Origin of the sequence: Flexithrix dorotheae DSM 6795 (assembly GCF_000379765.1) — a bacterium.
Classification (GTDB): Bacteria; Bacteroidota; Bacteroidia; order Cytophagales; family Flammeovirgaceae; genus Flexithrix; species Flexithrix dorotheae.
On record NZ_KB903478.1, the window covers coordinates 1 to 19,872 of the forward strand.

General features: G+C 39.1%; 13 protein-coding genes. 12 read left to right on the forward strand and 1 reads right to left on the reverse strand.

Annotated elements, in window-relative coordinates; genetic code table 11:
- From A3EM_RS0132880 to A3EM_RS0132895, 4 genes are all read left to right on the forward strand, one after another.
- Positions 1-1,931, forward strand: a 1,931-nt coding sequence (locus A3EM_RS0132880; protein WP_020532520.1) for a xanthine dehydrogenase family protein molybdopterin-binding subunit, incomplete at its 5' end; no start/stop codon positions are given.
- A gap of 90 nt (positions 1,932-2,021) precedes the next feature.
- The gene (locus A3EM_RS0132885; protein ID WP_026210728.1) at positions 2,022-2,921 is read left to right on the forward strand and encodes a helix-turn-helix domain-containing protein; all 900 of its coding nucleotides are present in this window, start codon (positions 2,022-2,024) and stop codon (positions 2,919-2,921) included.
- Positions 2,922-3,043: 122 nt separating this feature from the next.
- Positions 3,044-4,033 (forward strand): aldo/keto reductase, encoded by a 990-nt coding sequence (locus A3EM_RS0132890; RefSeq protein WP_020532522.1) that lies wholly within the window; start codon positions 3,044-3,046, stop codon positions 4,031-4,033.
- A 13-nt stretch (positions 4,034-4,046) separates the two neighbouring features.
- Positions 4,047-4,667, forward strand: coding sequence for a flavodoxin family protein (locus A3EM_RS0132895; RefSeq protein ID WP_020532523.1), 621 nt, complete (start codon positions 4,047-4,049; stop codon positions 4,665-4,667).
- A 57-nt stretch (positions 4,668-4,724) separates the two neighbouring features.
- Here the strand turns inward: A3EM_RS0132895 and A3EM_RS0132900 are convergent, their stop codons facing one another.
- On the reverse strand, positions 4,725-5,864 hold the full coding sequence (locus A3EM_RS0132900; RefSeq protein WP_157638209.1) for an aldo/keto reductase: 1,140 nt from the start codon (positions 5,862-5,864) through the stop codon (positions 4,725-4,727).
- Between the two features lie 576 nt (positions 5,865-6,440).
- On the opposite strand from A3EM_RS0132900, the gene A3EM_RS0132910 reads away from it, so the two are divergent.
- The 8 genes from A3EM_RS0132910 to katG all read left to right on the forward strand — a co-directional run bounded on the left by A3EM_RS0132910 (position 6,441) and on the right by katG (position 19,816).
- A complete protein-coding gene (locus A3EM_RS0132910) occupies positions 6,441-7,796 on the forward strand; it encodes an NAD-dependent succinate-semialdehyde dehydrogenase (RefSeq protein WP_020532526.1) in 1,356 nt (451 codons plus the stop codon).
- 138 nt (positions 7,797-7,934) lie between these two features.
- A complete protein-coding gene (gene gabT, locus A3EM_RS44350) occupies positions 7,935-9,254 on the forward strand; it encodes a 4-aminobutyrate--2-oxoglutarate transaminase (protein ID WP_020532528.1) in 1,320 nt (439 codons plus the stop codon).
- A gap of 60 nt (positions 9,255-9,314) precedes the next feature.
- Entirely contained in the window at positions 9,315-10,253 is a 939-nt protein-coding gene (locus A3EM_RS0132925) for a carbon-nitrogen hydrolase family protein (RefSeq protein ID WP_020532529.1), read from the forward strand.
- 36 nt (positions 10,254-10,289) lie between these two features.
- A complete protein-coding gene (locus A3EM_RS0132930) occupies positions 10,290-13,100 on the forward strand; it encodes an aminotransferase class I/II-fold pyridoxal phosphate-dependent enzyme (protein WP_020532530.1) in 2,811 nt (936 codons plus the stop codon).
- 68 nt (positions 13,101-13,168) lie between these two features.
- The gene (locus tag A3EM_RS44355) at positions 13,169-14,614 is read left to right on the forward strand and encodes an APC family permease (RefSeq protein ID WP_020532531.1); all 1,446 of its coding nucleotides are present in this window, start codon (positions 13,169-13,171) and stop codon (positions 14,612-14,614) included.
- A 71-nt stretch (positions 14,615-14,685) separates the two neighbouring features.
- The gene (locus A3EM_RS0132940; RefSeq protein ID WP_020532532.1) at positions 14,686-16,221 is read left to right on the forward strand and encodes a biotin carboxylase; all 1,536 of its coding nucleotides are present in this window, start codon (positions 14,686-14,688) and stop codon (positions 16,219-16,221) included.
- A gap of 61 nt (positions 16,222-16,282) precedes the next feature.
- Positions 16,283-17,278, forward strand: coding sequence for a C45 family autoproteolytic acyltransferase/hydrolase (locus A3EM_RS44360; RefSeq protein WP_020532533.1), 996 nt, complete (start codon positions 16,283-16,285; stop codon positions 17,276-17,278).
- Positions 17,279-17,545: 267 nt separating this feature from the next.
- Positions 17,546-19,816: a catalase/peroxidase HPI gene (gene katG / locus A3EM_RS0132955; protein ID WP_020532535.1), complete on the forward strand. Its 2,271-nt coding sequence runs from the start codon at positions 17,546-17,548 to the stop codon at positions 19,814-19,816.
- Positions 19,817-19,872 lie beyond the last annotated feature (56 nt).

The window sequence follows — 19,872 nt, forward strand, 5'->3', positions numbered from 1 at the left end:
CCCGCCAGTTTGCAGGTGGAAGTCAGTCAGTTCGACAAGGCTGGCAGGGACTCAGGATGGCCGGAGCCACCGCCAGGCATATGTTAAAAGAAGCTTCAGCTAAAGCCTGGAATGTTCCTGTTTCAGAAATTACCACCAAAGCGGGGGTACTTTATCATGAAAAAAGTGAAAAATCTGCCGGTTATGGTGAAATGGCTTCGGCTGCGGTAGATATTCCCGTACCCAAAGAAATTCAACTGAAGGAAGTAAAAGATTTCAAAATCATCAGTTCTTCTCAAAAGAATGTGGAAGGTAAAAATATAGTTACCGGCAAACCATTGTTTGGGCTGGATTACAAACGGGAAGGGATGCTCATTGCCATGATTGTGCATCCTCCAGCTTTTGGGATGAAATTAAAATCAGTGGATGATTCAGCAATCAGGTCCATGCCTGGGATAAAAGATATTTTTACTATTGAAACCTGCAAAGAGGATTTAGAAAGGGGATATTTCAGTACAAATGCTTTCCCGGAACTGGTGGTAGTTTTGGGTAATACTACCTGGGAAGTGATGACTGCCAAAAAAGCCTTAAAAGTTGAATGGGAAAAAAATGCTGAAAGTAGTTTTACCATCAATGCAAGAGGAAATAAAATTAATGTAAGTGTGCCTGCAGGGCTGGAAAATACTTCGGAGCATTTGGTGAAAATGAATCAGATAGCCTCCAAACCCGGGAAAGTCCTTCGCAAGGATGGTGATCCGGAATTGGCTTTTAAAAATGCAGCCAAGGTAATAGAGCGTACCTATACGGCACCATTTCTTGCGCATAATGCCATGGAGCCTATGAACTGCTTTGCTTATGTAACAGACGAAAAAGCTGAATTGGTGGGACCATTGCAAGCACCTGAATTTGCCGAGCAGGCTTTGGCTACCCGACTTGGTATGCCTTTGGAAAAAATTGACATTCAGATGACCAGGATGGGTGGAGGATTTGGCAGAAGGGCTTATGACCATTATCTGGTGGAAGCGGCTCTCATTTCCCAAAAGGCGAATGCACCCATAAAGTTGGTTTACACCAGAGAAGATGATATGACTTGTGGTATTTACCGCCCTTCATACCATGCGACTTATCGGGCTGCTTTAGATGCAGATAATAACCTGATTGCATTCCATGTAAAAGCAGGCGGAATTCCGGAAAGTCCTTTATCCCCCAACAGGTTTCCCGCTGGTGCTGTGGATAATTATATGGCTGAGGAATGGTCTATTAATTCGAACATTACCATTGGGGCATTTCGGGCTCCCCGGTCTAATTTTATTGGTGGCGTAGAACAATCGTTTTTGGATGAAGTGGCTGAAGCAGCCGGAAAAGATCCAATAGCATTTAGGCTGGAATTACTGGATCGGGCAGGTAAAACTCCTGTTGGCGAAAAGAATGATTATGATGCGGGGAGATATGCCGGAGTGTTAAAACTGGTAAGAGAAAAGTCTGATTGGGACAAGGATAAAAATTCAAACAAAAACCGGGGGGTTGCAGCATATTTCTGTCATAATTCGTATGCCGCACATGTAGTGGAAATGGAAGTGGAAAATGGGAAACCTGCTGTGAAAAAGGTTTGTAGCGCGATTGATTGTGGTATTGTAATTAACACCGATGCAGCAACTAACATGGTGGAAGGAGCCGTGATTGATGGTATTGGAAATGCTTTATTTGGAGCGATGACTTTTAAGGATGGAGTACCCGAGAAAAACAATTTCCATAATTATCGCATGATCCGGTATCGGGAAGCACCACAGGAAATAGATGTGCACTTTGTAAAAAATGATATCGACCCTACCGGGTTGGGTGAACCGCCATTCCCTCCAATTTTTGGAGCAGTGGCAAATGCTTTGTATCAAACAAATGGCCAGCGCTATTACCATCAACCATTTCTCGCAAAAGATGAGCCTTTACGATAATTGGAGATTTTATTGGTAATTCAGCCAAAACAGAAAAAGGTTATGGTAAAAGAATGGATTAATTTGTTTGAATATTGTAAATTTCACGAAATGGAAAAGTCAGAATCCTTAGAAGAATTTTACCAGAGAAAGTTTGATTGGAAGCCCGATGGACTTAAAAAGGAAATTGGGCATTTTAACATGTTTAAGCTGGAACCCTATGTAGAAGGAAAACCTACAAAAATTCCCTATAGAAGACGTGATTTTTATAAAATCATGTTGGTAAAGGGGAATAGTCAGGTGCATTATGCAGATAAGGTGGTGCAGGTAAAAAAACAGGCCCTCTGTTTTTCCAATCCCCAAATTCCCTACAAATGGGAACATTTGGATAGAATACGGGAAGGGATTTATTGCATATTTAATGCTTCATTTTTCCATCAATTTGGTCAGTTTCAGGACTATGAGGTTTTTCAGCCCAAGGGTTCTCATATATTTGAATTGAAGGATGAACAAGCAATTCAAATACAGGAATTATTCCATAAAATGGAGGGTGAGTTTAACTCAGGTTACAAATATAAATTTGACATGATCCGAAACCAGGTTTTTGAACTGCTTCATTTTGCCCTTAAACTTGAACCCTCTTTAAGTCTTGAAAACCAACCCATAAATGCCGCTCAAAGAATTTCAACATTATTTATTGAATTACTTGAGCGCCAATTTCCTATAGATGACAGCCATCCATCAATTAAATTGCGTTCAGCTTCTGATTTTGCAGATTGCCTGAATGTGCATGTCAACCATCTGAATAGAGCAGTAAAAGAAACTACTCAAAAAACCACTACCCAGGTTATTTCAGAGCGAATTTTACAGGAAGCTAAAGTGCTATTAAAACATACGGCAATGAATGTTTCAGAAATAGCCTTTTCCCTTGGATTTTCAGAAGTGACCCATTTCAATAATTTCTTCAAAAAACATTTAGCCCTAAGTCCCCTGAAATTCCGGAATGCCTGAATTCTCTATTTGAATTTTGTAATTTTTGGTTTGTTTTTAGTTAACCAGAGGGACCGATCTTTTCTAATTTTAAACAGATAAATTATTTAGGAAAAGTGTGGACACAGGTTAAAAAATAAGATATGAGTATAGCAAAAAGAAAACTTGGAAAAAGCGGTCTTGAAGTTTCAGCCTTAGGAATAGGCTGCATGGGAATGAGCTTTGGGTATGGACCAGCAATGGAAAAACAAGCGGCTATTAAATTGATTAGGGAGGCTTACGAAATGGGAATTACCTTTTTTGATACCGCAGAAGCTTATGGCCCATTTGAAAATGAAAAATTATTAGGAGAGGCACTTGCTCCATTTAGGCAGGAAATTGTAATCGCTTCAAAATTTGGTTTTAAGGAAGGCAATTCCAATAAAGGACAGGATAGCAGACCGGAAAGAATTCGACAGGTTGCTGAAGAATCCCTGAAAAGATTAAAGACTGATGTAATTGATTTGTTTTATCAACACAGAGTGGATCAAACTGTGCCGATGGAAGAGGTAGCTGGTACAGTTAAGGATTTAATTCAGGAGGGAAAAGTGAAACATTTTGGCCTTTCTGAAGCGGGTGTACAATCCATTCGAAAGGCTCACTTGGAGCAACCTGTTACGGCCTTACAAAGTGAATATTCTATATGGTGGAGAGAACCAGAAACTGAAATATTACCTACACTGGAAGAACTGGGAATTGGTTTTGTTCCTTTTAGCCCTTTGGGAAAAGGTTTTTTGACAGGGGCAATAGACAAAAATACCAGGTTTGACCCATCAGATTTTCGCAATATAGTACCCCGATTTAGTGAAGAGAATAGAAAATCCAATCAGGCTCTGGTAGATTTAATTGGGAAAATTGCAGCTAAAAATAATGCGACTCCAGCCCAAATAGCTTTGGCCTGGGTACTTGCTCAAAAACCATGGATTGTGCCTATTCCCGGAACCACTAAACTTCATCGATTGAAAGAAAATATTGGGTCAGTTCATGTAGAATTGTCAAAGGAAGATATTCAGGAAATTGATGAAGGGTATCAGAAATTGGGAGTGAAAGGAGATCGTTATCCTGCGCATTTACAAAAAAGAGTTGGTCGGTAATTGACCTGAAAAAATGTTTGTCATCAAAAAATTTATTTCATCAGGCCTTGGCCTTTTATTGGCCATGGTCCTTTTCCCCATTTATTTTTCCGGGCAATTACAGGCACAGTCAGTAGAGGAAAAAATATTGATTGTGTACCTCACTCGAACTAAAAATACAAAAGCCATTGCGGAAATAATCCATAATGAGATCGGGGGAACAATGGTAGCACTTCAATTGGAGAATCCTTATCCCGATGATTACCAGACTACAGTAAAACAGGTAGCTGAAGAAAATGAATCGGGATTTTTACCTCCTTTAAAAACTAAAATTGAAAATTTCAATTCCTACAAAATTGTCTTTTTAGGTTTTCCCACCTGGGGAATGCAATTACCCCCTCCCATGAAAAGTTTTTTGCAAGAATATGACTGGAGTGAGAAAATTATAATTCCATTTAATACCCATGCCGGATATGGAGCAGGAAGCAGTTTTGAAACTGTGGCCAAAATGTGTTCAGATGGAAAGCTCCTGGAAGGATTTTCAATCAAAGGAGGGATAGAGAGAGATGGCGTTTTATTTGTTTTTGAAGGCAAAAAAGCTCAGGAAGCAAAAGAAAAGGTAGTGGAATGGTTGAAAAAGATTGATTTATTATAAGGAAAAAAGAAATGGTTATCTCCAAATATTGAAATAACCATTTTAGGTTTTTAGTTTTTATTGATCCTTCAAAGCCGATTCCATGGTTCTTACTCCGGCTAGTTCAATTTTGGAAAATGCTGTTCTAAATTCCTCCAACTCAGTACTGGTGAATTTCACCTGTGTAGCTTTCATATTTTCATCTACATGATGAAGCTTGGTTGTTCCCGGAATAGGCACAATAAATGGCTTTTGGTGTAACAACCAGGCAAGTGAAATTTGAGCAGGTGTAGCATCTTTTTTCATTGCCCATTCACGTACCAGTTTCAGTAAAGCCATATTTTGATTGATCGCTTCAGGAGTAAAAGACGCTACTGAAGCAAATCTTGAATCTTCTGAAAACCGACTAAATTCGTTAAACTTATCTCCAAGGAAACCTCTAAAAACAGGTCCCCAGGGTACGAACCCGATTCCAAGTTCTTCACAGGTATCCAGTATTTGATTTTCCGGAAATCTTTCCGCCAGAGAATATTGGGTTTGTAAAGCACTGACTTTTTGCTCTTGATGTGCTTTTCGCATGGTATCTGGGGCAACTTCAGAAAGCCCGAAGTGTAAGGCTTTTCCTTCCTGAATTAATTCTTTTACTGTTCCGGCCACCTCTTCAATGGGGACATCTGGATCCAGCCGATGAAGATACAATAAATCAATCCGATCTGTTTTGAGCCTTTTCAACATGCCCTCTACGGCTTGTTTAATGTGCTTTGGCTGGCTGTTTCTACCAGATCTTTGCCCATTATCAAAGGAAAATCCAAACTTGCTGGCAATCACCACTTTATCTCTAATCGGAGCAAGTGCTTCCCCTACGATTTCTTCATCGGTAAAAGGCCCATAAACTTCAGCCGTATCAAAAAAAGTAACGCCTTTATCAAAAGCACCTCGAATCACGGGAATCATTTCCTCTTTACTTCTGGGTGGATTGTAACTTCCACTCGTCATACTCATACAACCCAAACCAATGGCCGAGACTTCCAAAGTACCCAGCTTCCTTTTCTTACTTAAATTTGAAATCTCCCTCTCTGATTCTGCTCTTTTTGCAGATGCAGTGGAAAAGGAAAGGGCTCCCAAACCAATTCCGGCAATAGCCGATTTGGTGATAAAATTCCTTCTGTTTATTTCTCCCTGATAAATATTTGGCTTTTGTTTATTTTCTTTTTTCATTTTGATAATTGGACTAATGAATATTGGACAAATAATGCCCGTTGAAAAATACCCTGCTAAATGAATTAGCATAATGTAAAATTCCATATTATTCCCATCAATAAAATACGAGATCCAAACAAATAATTACGCAGATCAAACAATCGAGGAGTTACAAAAACTACCCAGCTTATTCCCCCTCCATGATCCTCTTTTTGCTTCATAGCTTAAGTAACTTTCTGGGGAAGAGTTGGGATTGTCATAATTAAAGACACCACTTTTTTAGCTAAATGTAACAAGCTTCCATGAAAATCTCAGGGAATAAAAACCTCTAATCCAGCCTATAAATGTGACCTCATAATTCATTTTCGTAAAGACATTGAAGGTACTTGCTAAAACTAAAATGGAATAATAAATAAATGTAATTTTAAATATGCCTATATCTATTTCCATGATATAAAAATTCACATAAGTCATTATTAATGTTATATAATTTGGAATATTGGTAAAGCAAAATATCTTTCAAAAATTCGAGAGATAATGGCATCTAAATTTGATTTTTCAAAAAAAATTTGTATAATAAAAAAAGCCTAAATAATGATTTTTGAAACTGTAAATCCATATACTGACCAGGTAATTGCGAAATATCCTACGCTTTCGGAAATGGCTTTGAGTGACAAACTGGAGAAAAGTAAATCTTCCTTTAAAATATGGAAGGAAATTCCCTATGGAAAAAAAGCTTCCCTATTTCATAAAGTGGGAAATTTACTGAGGGAGAATAAAGAAATTTATGCTCAGAAGATAACCGAGGAAATGGGTAAGGTTATTAAAGAAGCAAGAGGTGAAGTAGAAAAGTGTGCCTGGGTATGCGATTATTATGCTGAAAATGCGGAAAGTTTTCTTCAGGATGAAATTATTAAATCGGGTGCCCGAAAGAGCTTTGTTTGCTACGAACCCATTGGAGCAATCCTGGCGGTTATGCCATGGAATTTCCCCTATTGGCAGGTATTTAGGTTTACGGCTCCTTATCTGATGGCAGGAAACACAGCCTTGTTGAAACACGCGCCAAATGTTAGCGGTTGTGCCTTGGATATTGAATCTATATTTAAAGAAGCGGGTTTTCCTGATGGGGTTTTTCAGTCTCTGATTATTAATGTTAACCTGGTGGAGAAGGTTATTAAAAGTGAAATAGTACAAGGAATCACCCTTACCGGAAGTGAAAAAGCCGGAGCCTCTGTGGCTGCTATTGCGGGTAAAAACATTAAAAAGACAGTTTTAGAATTAGGTGGTTCTGATCCATTTATTGTGTTGGAGGATGCTGATCTTGAGCGGGCTGCTGCAGTAGCCGTTCAGTCGCGAATGCTGAATGCCGGGCAAAGTTGTATTGCAGCCAAACGTTTCCTTGTGGTTCAATCAGTAAAGGAGGCCTTTGCAGAAAAAGTGCATCAACAAATTGCAGCTTTAAAAATGGGAGACCCCCTATCAGAAGAAACGACTACCGGTCCCATGGCTAGAACTGATTTAGCAGAACAACTGAATAACCAGGTGAAAGCCACTATTAAAGCTGGAGCAGGATTGGTAACAGGTGGGAAGCAGGAAAAAGCGCATTTTGAACCTGCACTTTTGATTGATGTAAAACCAGGTATGCCCGGTTTTGATGAAGAGACTTTTGGACCAGCCGCCTGTATTGTCCCCGTGAAAGATGAACGTGAAGCAATAACTTATGCAAATAACACCATTTATGGTTTAGGCGCTTCTGTTTGGACAAAGGACCTGGAAAAAGGAGTTCGGATTGGCAGGAAAATAAATGCGGGAGGAGTTTTTATCAACTCCATGGTAAAGTCCGATCCAAGACTGCCTTTTGGAGGAATAAAAAAATCAGGATACGGAAGAGAACTATCACATCATGGGATAAAAGAGTTTACAAATGTGAAAACCATTTATGTAGACTAAGCACCATCATTTTTTACACTTAAGTACCAGCAACAACCAGCATTAATTTTTATTAAACTATTGATCTCAATATCAATCAGTTGTGGCATTGCTTTAATTAAAATCTGACCTATTACCTAAACTATTTTTTATCTAAAAATGAGTAAGGCTAAAGAATTAATAGAAAGAAGAAAAAAGGTTGTTCCCCAGGGAGTGGGAATTTTTAACCCGGCCACCGTAAGTGAGGCCAGGGATGGAATAATTATCGATGCCGATGGGAAGGAAATGATAGATTTTGCAGGAGGTATCGGAGTGCTCAATGCGGGGCATTGCCCGGAACCCGTAGTGAGTGCCATACAAGAACAAGCAGCAAAACTAATTCATGCCTGTTTTCATGTGGCCACTTATGAACCTTATGTGGCGCTTGCAGAAAAACTGGCAAGTCTGTTTCCTCATGGCAAGCAAACCAAAGTAATGCTTACCAATACAGGGGCAGAGTCGGTGGAAAATGCCATCAAAATAGCCAGACAAGCTACGGGAAGACAGGGGATTATTTGTTTTACAGGAGCCTTTCATGGCAGGTCAATGATGGCCATGTCACTCACTTCAAAGGTGGCTTATAAATCGGGATGTGGGCCATTTGCTCCTGAAGTATACCGTTTACCATTCCCTAATTTTTATAAAAATCACCAAGGTCTTTCTGAAGATGCTTATTCAGAAAAAGAACTGCTTAAATTTAAAGATGCCTTAGTAGATTCTGTGTCCCCCGAACAGGTTGCAGCGGTAATTATAGAACCCGTACAGGGAGAAGGTGGATTCAATGTAGTACCCAGAAAATTTCTACAGGGGCTTCGGGAAATTTGTACTGAGCATGGCATGCTCCTGATCATTGATGAGGTACAAAGTGGCTTTTCACGTACGGGCAAATGGGCTGCCTATCAACACTATGGCATCACTCCCGACTTATCTACCTGGGCAAAATCTATGGGTTCGGGTATGCCGATCGGTTGTGTAATTGGAAAAGCCTCTCTTATGGACAAAGCGAAACCCGGAACTATTGGAGGGACTTATCTGGGAAACCCTGTTTCTTGTGCTGCAGCCCTGGCCACTATCAAATTTATTGAAGATAATAATCTGAATGATAGGGCTGTGGAGATTGGGAGAAAAGTAACCGCACGGTTTAAGGAAATGCAGGCTAAGTTACCCGGTATTATAGGTGATGTAAGGGGATTGGGTGCTATGAATGCCATTGAACTGGTTAAAAATGGAGATTCTAATCAGCCCAATGCCGAACTTACTGCCAGACTAGTGGTAAACTGTTTCAATAGTGGTTTAATCATTTTATCGGCAGGAACTTTCAAGAATGTGATCAGAATTTTGAGTCCTTTAGTCATCACAAACGAACAATTGGAAAAGGGGCTGGCTATTCTGGAAGAAGAATTGATGAATCTCGCTTCCATTCCTGAGTTAGTCCCATAATCTGTTTTACAGGAATTATAAATTAAAAAGAAAACTAAAATCTAAATTTTAAAAGACAATATGAGGCCTTTTTCAATTGCCGGAATTCAAATGAAGGTACATGCAGCATATCCTAACCTGGAAACCATGAGGTTTAAACTGGATGTGTTAATGTCTATTTATCCATGGGTAGAGATGGTGGTTTTTAGTGAACTTGCTGCATATGGTCCTCTGACTCACCATGCACATAGCTTTCCAAATGATACTGAAAAAGCCTTTCAGGAAATGGCAAAAAAACACCATATCTGGTTAATACCGGGTTCCATGTTCGAAAAGAAAGATGAGAAAATATTCAATACAGCCACGGTAATTAATCCGAATGGGGAAATTGTAAAAAGATACAGAAAGATGTTCCCATTTCTACCCTATGAGGAAGGGGTGACGGGTGGAGAAGAATTTTGCATTTTTGAAGTGCCAAAGGCAGGTAAATTCGGATTATCCATTTGTTATGACATGTGGTTTCCTGAAACATCGCGTACACTTGCCGCTATGGGAGCTGAAGTAATCATACACCCCACATTAACCGGGACTATTGACAGGGATATTGAATTATCAATCATTCGGGCTACTTCAGCTATTAATCAGTGTTACATTTTTGATGTGAATGGCCTGGAAACAGGTGGCACGGGCAAATCTTTGGTTTGTGGACCCGATGGTGGAATTATTTATCAGGCCGATCAGGTAGAAGAAATGATTCCAATAGAAATAGATTTTGACAGGGTAAAAAGAAGCCGGGAAAATGGTTTATTAAGGTTAGGCCAACCTTTGAAAAGTTTTCGGAGTAGAGCGGATTCCTTTCCAATTTACCAAAAGGGAGCCGATCTTTCGTATCTGCATTCCTTAGGCCCAATAAATAAACCAACCAGAATTAAGAAGATTCAGGAGAGCCTGGAGAGCGAATCGCCACCACCAACGCAGTCAAGTTGGTACAAGTTTAAGAATAAATTGAAACCAAGATAATACATAATTTAATATCATTTACAAACCTCAATAAAAATGGAAAATGATGAATTTAATGCCTCAAAATACTTTTCAAATTATCATTTCAACATTTCACAATGCCGGGTTGATATTTGGAACGATCTAAAGACAAAAGCTGCAGAACTCACTAAGAAAACATCCAAAGACAAGGATTTTATTAGACTAACCAGTGAAATAAAATCAATGCTTTCCTTACTGGCTATAATAGAACCCTATTGGGCTTTCCCCGGAACCATCAATTTAAAATCTCTAAATACCCTCTATTCTGGCAAATCTTATTCTGCCTTTTATCATCAAATTGTGAGTATGGTAAGGGAACTTGTGAGTGAATCGTACCGAAAAAAGTCACTTGACCACATTGCCAAAAAAGGACGCAGGTCCACCATGAGGGAAATCATGAGTAAGCAGTATTATTACGAAGTGCTTTTTGTGGATAACCTCACCAAACAAGGAGAGTTGGAAACCAGGGCAAAGTTTGATGAAGTCAGGGACGTAAACGGAAGGTTTGTCGATGAACTGGTATTTGCCTGTAATTTTCAGGATGCATTAATTGCAGTCCTTTTTAATCATAATATTCAAAGCTGTGTGATCAGGTATGACTTGCCCTTCAAGTCAAAAAATAACCTTAAAATTTTAAAACCATTTATTTCTCAAATTAGCTACAATCACCTAAAAGATCATATAGAAACAGGGATGGGTGGAATTCTTGGTCAGGCCATCAAAAAATTAAGACCAGAAATAGACCTTTATCTGGTTTCAGATCATTCTATCACCAGTTTTAATGATGAAGAGGTGAAAGTTTTCAGGCGAATTTTCTTCAGAATGGAGGATTTGCAGGAAATGCATCTTAGCATTAAAAGGGGGATTGCCGATCGGTTTGAAACACCTTTTTTCTCAGCAGTAGTGGACTATAGCCAAAAACCTACTGGTGTATTTCATGCTATGCCTATTTCAAGGGGAAATTCCATTTTCAAATCCCATTGGGCCAGAGATTTGGGTGATTTTTATGGAAGGAACCTATTTTTGGCGGAAACTTCAGCTACTACCGGAGGCCTGGATTCCCTGCTTCAACCCACAGGTCCTTTAAAAAAAGCGCAACAGCTGGCGGCAAAAGCCTTTGGTGCTCAATATACTTTTTTTGTCACCAATGGGACCTCAACCTCTAACAAAATTGTGACTCAGGGTTTAGTAAAGCCAGACGACATTGTTTTAATTGATCGGGAATGTCATAAATCCCACCATTATAGTATGGTGCTTTCCGGAGCTTTCCCCATTTATATGGATGGGTACGCACTGGATGAATTTTCCATGTTTGGTGGTGTACCGCTTTCAGAAATTAAGGAGAAACTCCACCACCTGAAGGAGGCTGGCCAGCTGGACAAAGTCAAGATGCTGATTCTTACTAATTGTACCTTTGATGGCATCGTTTACAATGTGGAAAAAGTAATGGAGGAAGTATTGGCTATAAAACCCGATATGATATTCCTATGGGACGAAGCCTGGTTTGGTTTTGCCGCTTTTTCTCCTACTTACCGGCAACGGACAGGGATGTATGTGGCCAAAAAACTGGCGGAAAAATATGCATCTGAAAAATACCGATACGATTATAATACCTGGAAAATAGATCCTGATGACCGGGCAATGCCTGATCCTGACAAAGTAAAAATCAGGGTATACAGTACCCAGTCTACACACAAAACACTTTCAAGTTTAAGGCAGGGTTCCATGATTCATATTTACGATGAGGAGTTTAAGCGTAAAGCAGAAGAATCTTTCCATGAAGCTTATATGACCCATATTTCAACCTCAGCTAATTACCAGATTCTGGCATCATTGGATGTAGGCCGAAGGCAGATCATGTTCGAGGGTTTTGAATTGGTTGAGAAAAGCATAGAAATGGCCATGATCCTGAGGGAAAAGGTATCCACTCATCCCTTGTTAAAAAAATACTTTGACATCATTGCCCTGGGACAATTAATCCCAAAAGTGCATCGAAAAAGTGGTTTGGAATATTATTATGACAATAATGAAGGCTGGATACAAATGAATGAAACCTGGGAAGGAGATGAATTTGTGCTTGACCCTACCAAAATCACGCTTCATGTAGGCAAAACCGGGGTTGATGGAGATACTTTTAAAAACCGGTATCTCATGGATTTATTTGGCATCCAAATTAATAAAACGTCCAGAAACACCGTCCTTTTCATGACAAATATCGGAACAACAAAAAGTTCTGTTTCTTACCTGATTAGTGCTCTGATTAATATTGCTAAAAAGTTGGAATCGGAAAGAAATTCCCTCAGCCGTGATGAAAAAACTGTGTATAATAATTCTGTGCATGGACTGACCAAAGATCATCCTCCACTTCCGGAATTTAGTCATTTTCATAATGCCTTTTTGCCTATTGATGGTTCCCCGGCAGGAAACCTCAGAAAAGCTTATTTTTTAGCCTATGAAGAAGAAAACTGTGAGCATCTCCATCTGAATGAATGTGAAAACGAATTGTATTCAGGTAGGGAATTGGTCTCTGCCTCTTTCGTCATTCCTTATCCTCCGGGATTTCCTGTGTTAATGCCGGGTCAGGTGGTTACAAAAGAAACTGTGAATTTTTTGAATGTGCTGGATGTAAAAGAAATCCATGGGTACAGGGCCGACCTGGGATTAAGGGTATTTTCACAAGAAATACTGAATCCAAATTCCACCCAAAAGACAGTTGAAAAAGCTCCTGTCATGAAAGTGGGAAATGGAAAGGAGGAAAGGTTAATTAAAAAGAAGGAAGTTGGGAAAAGCAAAGCCAAAAGCACGAAAGTAACCGGCCAAGAATAGCAAGTAGAATCGGGCTTCTAATTTCAACTAATAATAAATTCCATAGACAGTTTTTTTAAATAAATCATTTGGAAGAAAAAACACTTACATATCAAAAAAGACAAACCCTAAAAAAAGAGGTAGGAAAAACAGCCTTTTTCTGTCTGGCTTTTGGCTCTATGATAGGTGTAGGCTGGGTGACAGCCATGGGTTCCTGGTTAAATGATGCAGGACCCTTGGGTGCTTCTTTTGCCTTTTTAATAGGAGGAGCGATGATTTTCCTCATAGGCTTATGCTATGCAGAGGTGATGGCTATGCTACCCTTAACCGGTGGGGAGGTTGCTTATGCTTATAAGGCTTTTGGTGTTCAAAAATCATTTATTGTAGGCTGGTTTTTAGCTTTTGGATATCTTTCAGTTTCCGCCTTTGAGGCAATTTCAGTAGGGAAGGTAATTAGTTATCTCATTCCCGAGATTGATTTTTGGCCGGTTTACCAAATTGGCGAAGAAGTGGTATTTGCTTCCCATATTCTGCTGGCATTTTTCTTCACACTTTTAATCACCTGGTTCAATTACAGGGGAATACAAGCAGCTACCAGGTTTCAGGTGTGGTTAACAATTGGTATTTTAATAGCGGTTATTTTTTTAATTATTGTGAGTGTAAATCGTGGAAGTATTGAAAATATCCAACCATTTTTTGGAACCCAAAATAATAGTTGGAAAGGATTTCTTGCTGTATTGGTCACGGTGCCTTTCTGGTTTGTAGGTTTCGATACCATTCCACAAAGTGCAGAAGAAGCCAATACCAGTGTTTCACCCAAATTATTGGGCAGGCTTATTTTGATTTCAATTGCAGCAGCCTCTTTGTTTTATGTATTTTTAATTTTGAGCACGAGTGCGGTAAGCCCAAGGGAAAATATTATAGATGCTCCATTGCCTACTGCTGCTGCATACCAAAATGTATTCACCTCAGGCTGGGCTACCAATATTGTTTTGGTCACTGCACTTATCGGTCTGCTGACAAGCTGGAATGGCTTTTTTCTGGCCTGTTCCCGAATACTATTTGCTTTGGGAAGGGGCAATATTATCCATTCCTCTTTTGGTGAAACCCATTCAAAATATGGCACCCCTGCAAAGGCAGTTTTATTTTGCGGGTTCATCACCTTTATTTCGGTATTTGCTGGAAGACAGGCTATGACTGCTTTTGTGGACGTGGGCTCGTTTTGTATGACGATTGCCTTTTTAGGTGTGTCAATTTCGCTTCTTAAGCTCCGAAATAAATTTCCAAATATTCACCGGCCTTATCGCTTAAAGTATGGCTACACTATTGCCCGGCTGAGTGGATTAATCACTTTTTCAATTTTAACCCTTATGCTAATTCCAGGAAGCCCGGTGGCACTTATCTGGCCGATGGAATGGATCATATTAATTGCTGTAGTTTCTGCTGGGATTTTTTTCTGGTATTTTGGAAAACCCACCAGAGATAATATTACCAAAGAAGAAAGAGACAGGCAAATTCTGGAAGGATTTACATAGCTGTAATTAAAATTCAACCATTAACTAACTCATCCAATAATTCTCACATCAATATCAAACATTAAATAAATATGAAAAAAGGAACAATGGCCGCAAAGGAACCTCACCAAAAACCTGCCAAACCCAAAGAAGTAAACAAGGAGGATGTGTCATCAAAACTCCAAAGCGTATCGGATATAAGGCGGTTTTTCTATAAAAATGAAGAACCCATTTACTTTGTAAGTGCTACCAATTTTAACCTGTTGGGTGCTGATGAATGGATAAAAGATTTCCGATTTATTAATTACATAGATTGTTACGATCAACAACATCCGAATGTCTTTGCTCCAAAAGAGGAATTACCACACGAAGAATTTCAAAGTATTGAGGACATTACCGCTTATTTGCTTGAACACAAAGAAGTACATGATTTTGTAAAAAGTCGTGGAAAAGGTGGAAAAGTGCTTTATTTAATGTTCGATGAAAGGGTGGAAAAACTGGCCAAACGACTTAACTTAAAGGTATGTTTTCCTAGTTCGAAACTCAGAGCCCATCTCGATAATAAAATTGTGACCAACAGGGTAGCCGAAAAAGCTGGCGTACCATGTGTGCCATATGTACTTGAAAAAGTAGATAGCTTTCAAACACTTCAAAAGGTTTCTGCACATTTAGGTAAAGATTTAGTGGTGCAAACTGCATTCGGGGATTCTGGACATACCACTTTTTTTATTTCCAATGAAGGAGATTACAATAAATACAAAAAAGAAATAGAGGAGGAACCCGAATGCAAGATCATGAAAAAGATCAGTTGCCGTGGGTCCGCAATTGAGGCATGTGTTACCCGGCATGGCACTATTGTAGCTCCGTTATTAACTGAGCTGGTTGGGTTTAAAGAATTAACTCCTTATAAAGGAGGATGGTGTGGAAATGAAATCTATCCAAATGCATTTACAAAAAGCATAAGAGATCAGGCCAGAAAATATACCGAAATGTTTGGTAATCAATTGAGAGCAGAAGGTTATATGGGTTATTTCGAACTGGATTTTCTAATAGAGGAAAAAACAAACAAAGTTTATTTGGGAGAATTAAATCCAAGAATTACCGGTGCTTCCTCAATTACTAACCATGCTGTTTTTGCTCTTGCAGACTGTCCATTATATCTTTTCCACATCCTGGAATGGATGGATGTGGATTACCATTTAAATATAAAACAAATTAATCAACGATGGGCAAAACCGGAAAATATTGACAATTGGGGCCAGATGGTAATCAAACACACAGAGGATACTATAGATATTATTACCGAAGCACCTCAATCCGGAATTTATAGCATGGATAAAGAAGGAAATATCAAATTTTCGCGATTCGATACCCACAGAAGGGCTGTGGAGAATGAAAATGAAGCCTTTTTCCTCAGGATATTAAAACCGGGAGATTATCAATATGAGGGTGCAGATATGGGTATTTTAGTAAGTAGGGGCAGGTTTATGACTGATGATTTTAAACTAAATGCCAGGGGCAAAAAATGGATAAATGGTATAAAAAGTTTATTCAAGGCGGAAGCACCGAGCAAAGCGCTGGTAGATAACTATGAGGTAAAAGGAGCCAGTGGTTTTAAAATGCTATAGGAGTTTCATGGAAGATTAATGAATAAAAAGCAAAGGGTAAAGCGCCTGAAAAACTGGAAGTATGTATATCTACCTGAATGCCGTAAAAGAAGAAAAACCGGGAGAGAAATGGAAGAGCCTGTTTGAAAAGTACTGGCCTTATTATAAGAAATGGTTTATTTCAAATGGTTTAACCAATAGACCCGGTTTTACAACCTCCTCTGGTAAATTTAAAAAGTATATGCCTGAGCTAGGAACGATTTACCAAAAATTACTGGAACTTACCGGAGGAAGTGATGTTGCCGCCCGGTTTTTAACCATGTATTGTCCTCCAAAATATCTCTCTGCCTGTTCACAACTTGCCTGGACGAGGGATTCCGTGGCATTGATACGAAATTATGATTATGATCCTCACAAATTTGAAGGGGCTTTACTTTACACCAATTGGCTTCAACCCGTGATTGCTATGAGTGATTGTATTTGGGGAGTTTTGGATGGCATTAATCGTTCCGGACTGAGTATTTCTCTGGCATTTGGGGGAAGGAAAATTATAGGAAATGGTTTCGGAATTCCTATTATTCTGAGGTATATCTTAGAAACCTGTCAGTATACTTCAGAAGCTATAAAAGTCCTCCAAAGGATTCCCTCTCACATGGCTTATAATGTTACGGTAATGGATACTTTTGGGATTTTTGCTACTGTTTACCTTTCTCCTGACAGACAGCCTGTTGTAACCGGATTGCCCTATGGCACAAACCATCAGGTGCTTATTGATTGGGAAGATTATGCAGCGGCAACTTATACCAGAGAAAGACAATTATATTTAGAAAATTGCCTGAACAAACCTGGGGAAAATTTTGAGGATATTAAAAATCGATTTTTAGAAAAGCCACTTTTTAATACCAACTATGAAAATGGATTTGGTACACTTTATACCTCTGTCTATTTTCCTCAGGAAAAAAAGATGCAACTCCTTTGGCCAAATAATCAATGGGAACAATCTTTCGACTCTTTTAAGGAACAGAGAATTACAGTAAAAACTACTACCGGGGGTGAAAATAGTACGTTGGTGAAGTAAAGTGGAGATTTATTAACCAGCAGGGGAAAAACTTTTATTTTTTAAATAACAATGTGTAGATTAAAAAAGTAATTCCTTTTTTATTAATAGTAATTTTCAGTTCAAATTATCAGGATAAATACAATCCCAATTTTTTGGAAGAAATTTTTATTGATTTTGCTTATACCAGAATAAAAACATCCGATTGTGGCGAAATCGGAAACAATTGATGAATATCCTATTTTCGCATACAATTTCCTTTTAAAAAATTCAAAAAAGTATAAGTACATGAAAAAAATCATAGCGTTCTGCTGGATATTGGCATACGGTGCAATTATTCCAGCTTGTCATTACAATAATTCCCAGGAAAAAACAGAAGCTGATGCAAAATCCGGAGCTACCAAGAAGAGCTCTTCAAATATGAAAGCTACGAGCAATAGCGATTGGTGGCCTAATCAATTAAACCTCAGTATTCTTCGGCAAAACTCCTCTTTATCAAATCCGATGGAGGAAGATTTTAATTATATTCAAGAGTTTAATAGTTTGGATTACGAAGCACTCAAAAATGATATTAGAAAAGTATTGACAGATTCACAAGACTGGTGGCCGGCAGATTTTGGACACTATGGTGGATTGTTTATCAGGATGGCATGGCACAGTGCGGGAACTTATAGAACAGCTGATGGCCGTGGAGGTTCTCGTTCTGGTCAACAACGGTTTGCCCCTCTGAATAGCTGGCCCGATAATGCCAACTTGGATAAGGCCAGACGACTAATTTGGCCGGTAAAGCAGAAATATGGCAATAAAATTTCCTGGGCAGATTTGATGGTGCTGACTGGTAACGTAGCCCTTGAAGACATGGGATTTAAAACTTTTGGGTTTGCAGGAGGCAGAGAGGATGTATGGGAACCGAAAATGGATGTATACTGGGGTGCTGAAAAGAAATGGCTGGGTGATGAAAAGCGCTATTCTGGAGATCGAAAACTAGAAAATCCATTAGCAGCTGTTCAAATGGGTTTAATTTATGTGAATCCTGAAGGCCCAAATGGTAATCCTGATCCCTTATTAGCCGCTGAAGACATTCGGGCTACATTTGGCAGAATGGGAATGAATGATGAAGAAACTGTGGCTTTGATTGCTGGAGGTCATACCCTAGGAAAAGCTCACGGAGCGGGAGATGCTTCTAATGTAGGTCCGGAACCAGAAGCAGCAGATATTGAAGAGCAAGGATTTGGCTGGAAGAGTTCTTATAAATCAGGAAAGGGAGCTGATGCTATTACCTCTGGTTTGGAAGTGACCTGGACCTCCACTCCAACACGATGGAGTCATTTGTTCTTTTTTAATTTATTTGAAAACGAATGGGAATTGACTAAAAGTCCTGCCGGAGCACATCAGTGGGTTGCTAAAAACCCAAAAATGATGGTTCCGGATGCTTATGATCCAGAAGTCCAACATAAACCAAGTATGTTTACCACTGATTTATCTTTAAGATTTGATCCTGGTTTTGAAAAAATATCCAGAGGTTTTTATGAAAATCCAGAATCGTTTAATGATGCTTTTGCCCGTGCCTGGTTTAAACTTACTCATCGGGATATGGGGCCAAAAACTACGTATTTAGGCCCAGAAGCACCAACAGAGGACCTGATCTGGCAAGATCCGATTCCAGCATTAAACCACAAACTGATTAACCAAAGCGATATAGCAAGCCTAAAGTCAAAAATATTGAACACTGGTTTATCGGTTAGCGAAATGGTAACTACGGCATGGGCTTCTGCTTCTACATATCGCGGATCTGATAGAAGAGGAGGGGCGAATGGAGCAAGAATCAGATTGGCTCCCCAAAAAGATTGGGAAGTCAACAACCCGGAACAATTGGCCAAAGTATTAGGTGTTTTGGAGAAAATTCAAAGTGACTTCAATGCTAAATCGGGAGATAAAAAAGTTTCTATGGCAGACTTAATTGTATTGGCTGGAGCTGCTGGTATAGAAAAAGCTGCAGCAAATGCTGGTTTTACGGTTAAGGTGCCTTTTACTCCTGGCCGAATGGATGCCACCCAGGAACAAACAGATATTGAATCTTTTGAACTTTTAGAGCCAATGGCAGATGGTTTCCGTAATTATTTGAAAACACAATACACTATTTCCACAGAAGAATTACTAATAGACAAGGCTCAATTGCTTACGCTAACGGCTCCCGAAATGACTGTTCTGGTGGGAGGAATGCGAGCACTTAATGCGAATTATGATGGTTCTAAACATGGTATCTTTTCAAATAGTAAGGAGGAATTGAATAATGAATTCTTCATACATCTTCTTGATATGAGCACCGAATGGAAAGCTACTTCAGAAACAAAAGAAGAATTTGAAGGGAGAGATAGAAAGACCGGAGATTTGAAATATACTGCTACAAGAGCAGACTTAATCTTCGGTTCAAATTCTGAGTTAAGGGCATTGGCAGAAGTTTATGCCAGTGAAGATGCTAAGGAAAAATTTATCATGGATTTTGTGGCTGCATGGGACAAGGTTATGAAATTGGATAGATTTGATTTAATTTATTAATAGTGATATCTTAAAAAAACAGGGCTGATTCTGATGAGTTAGCCCTGTTTTTTTTT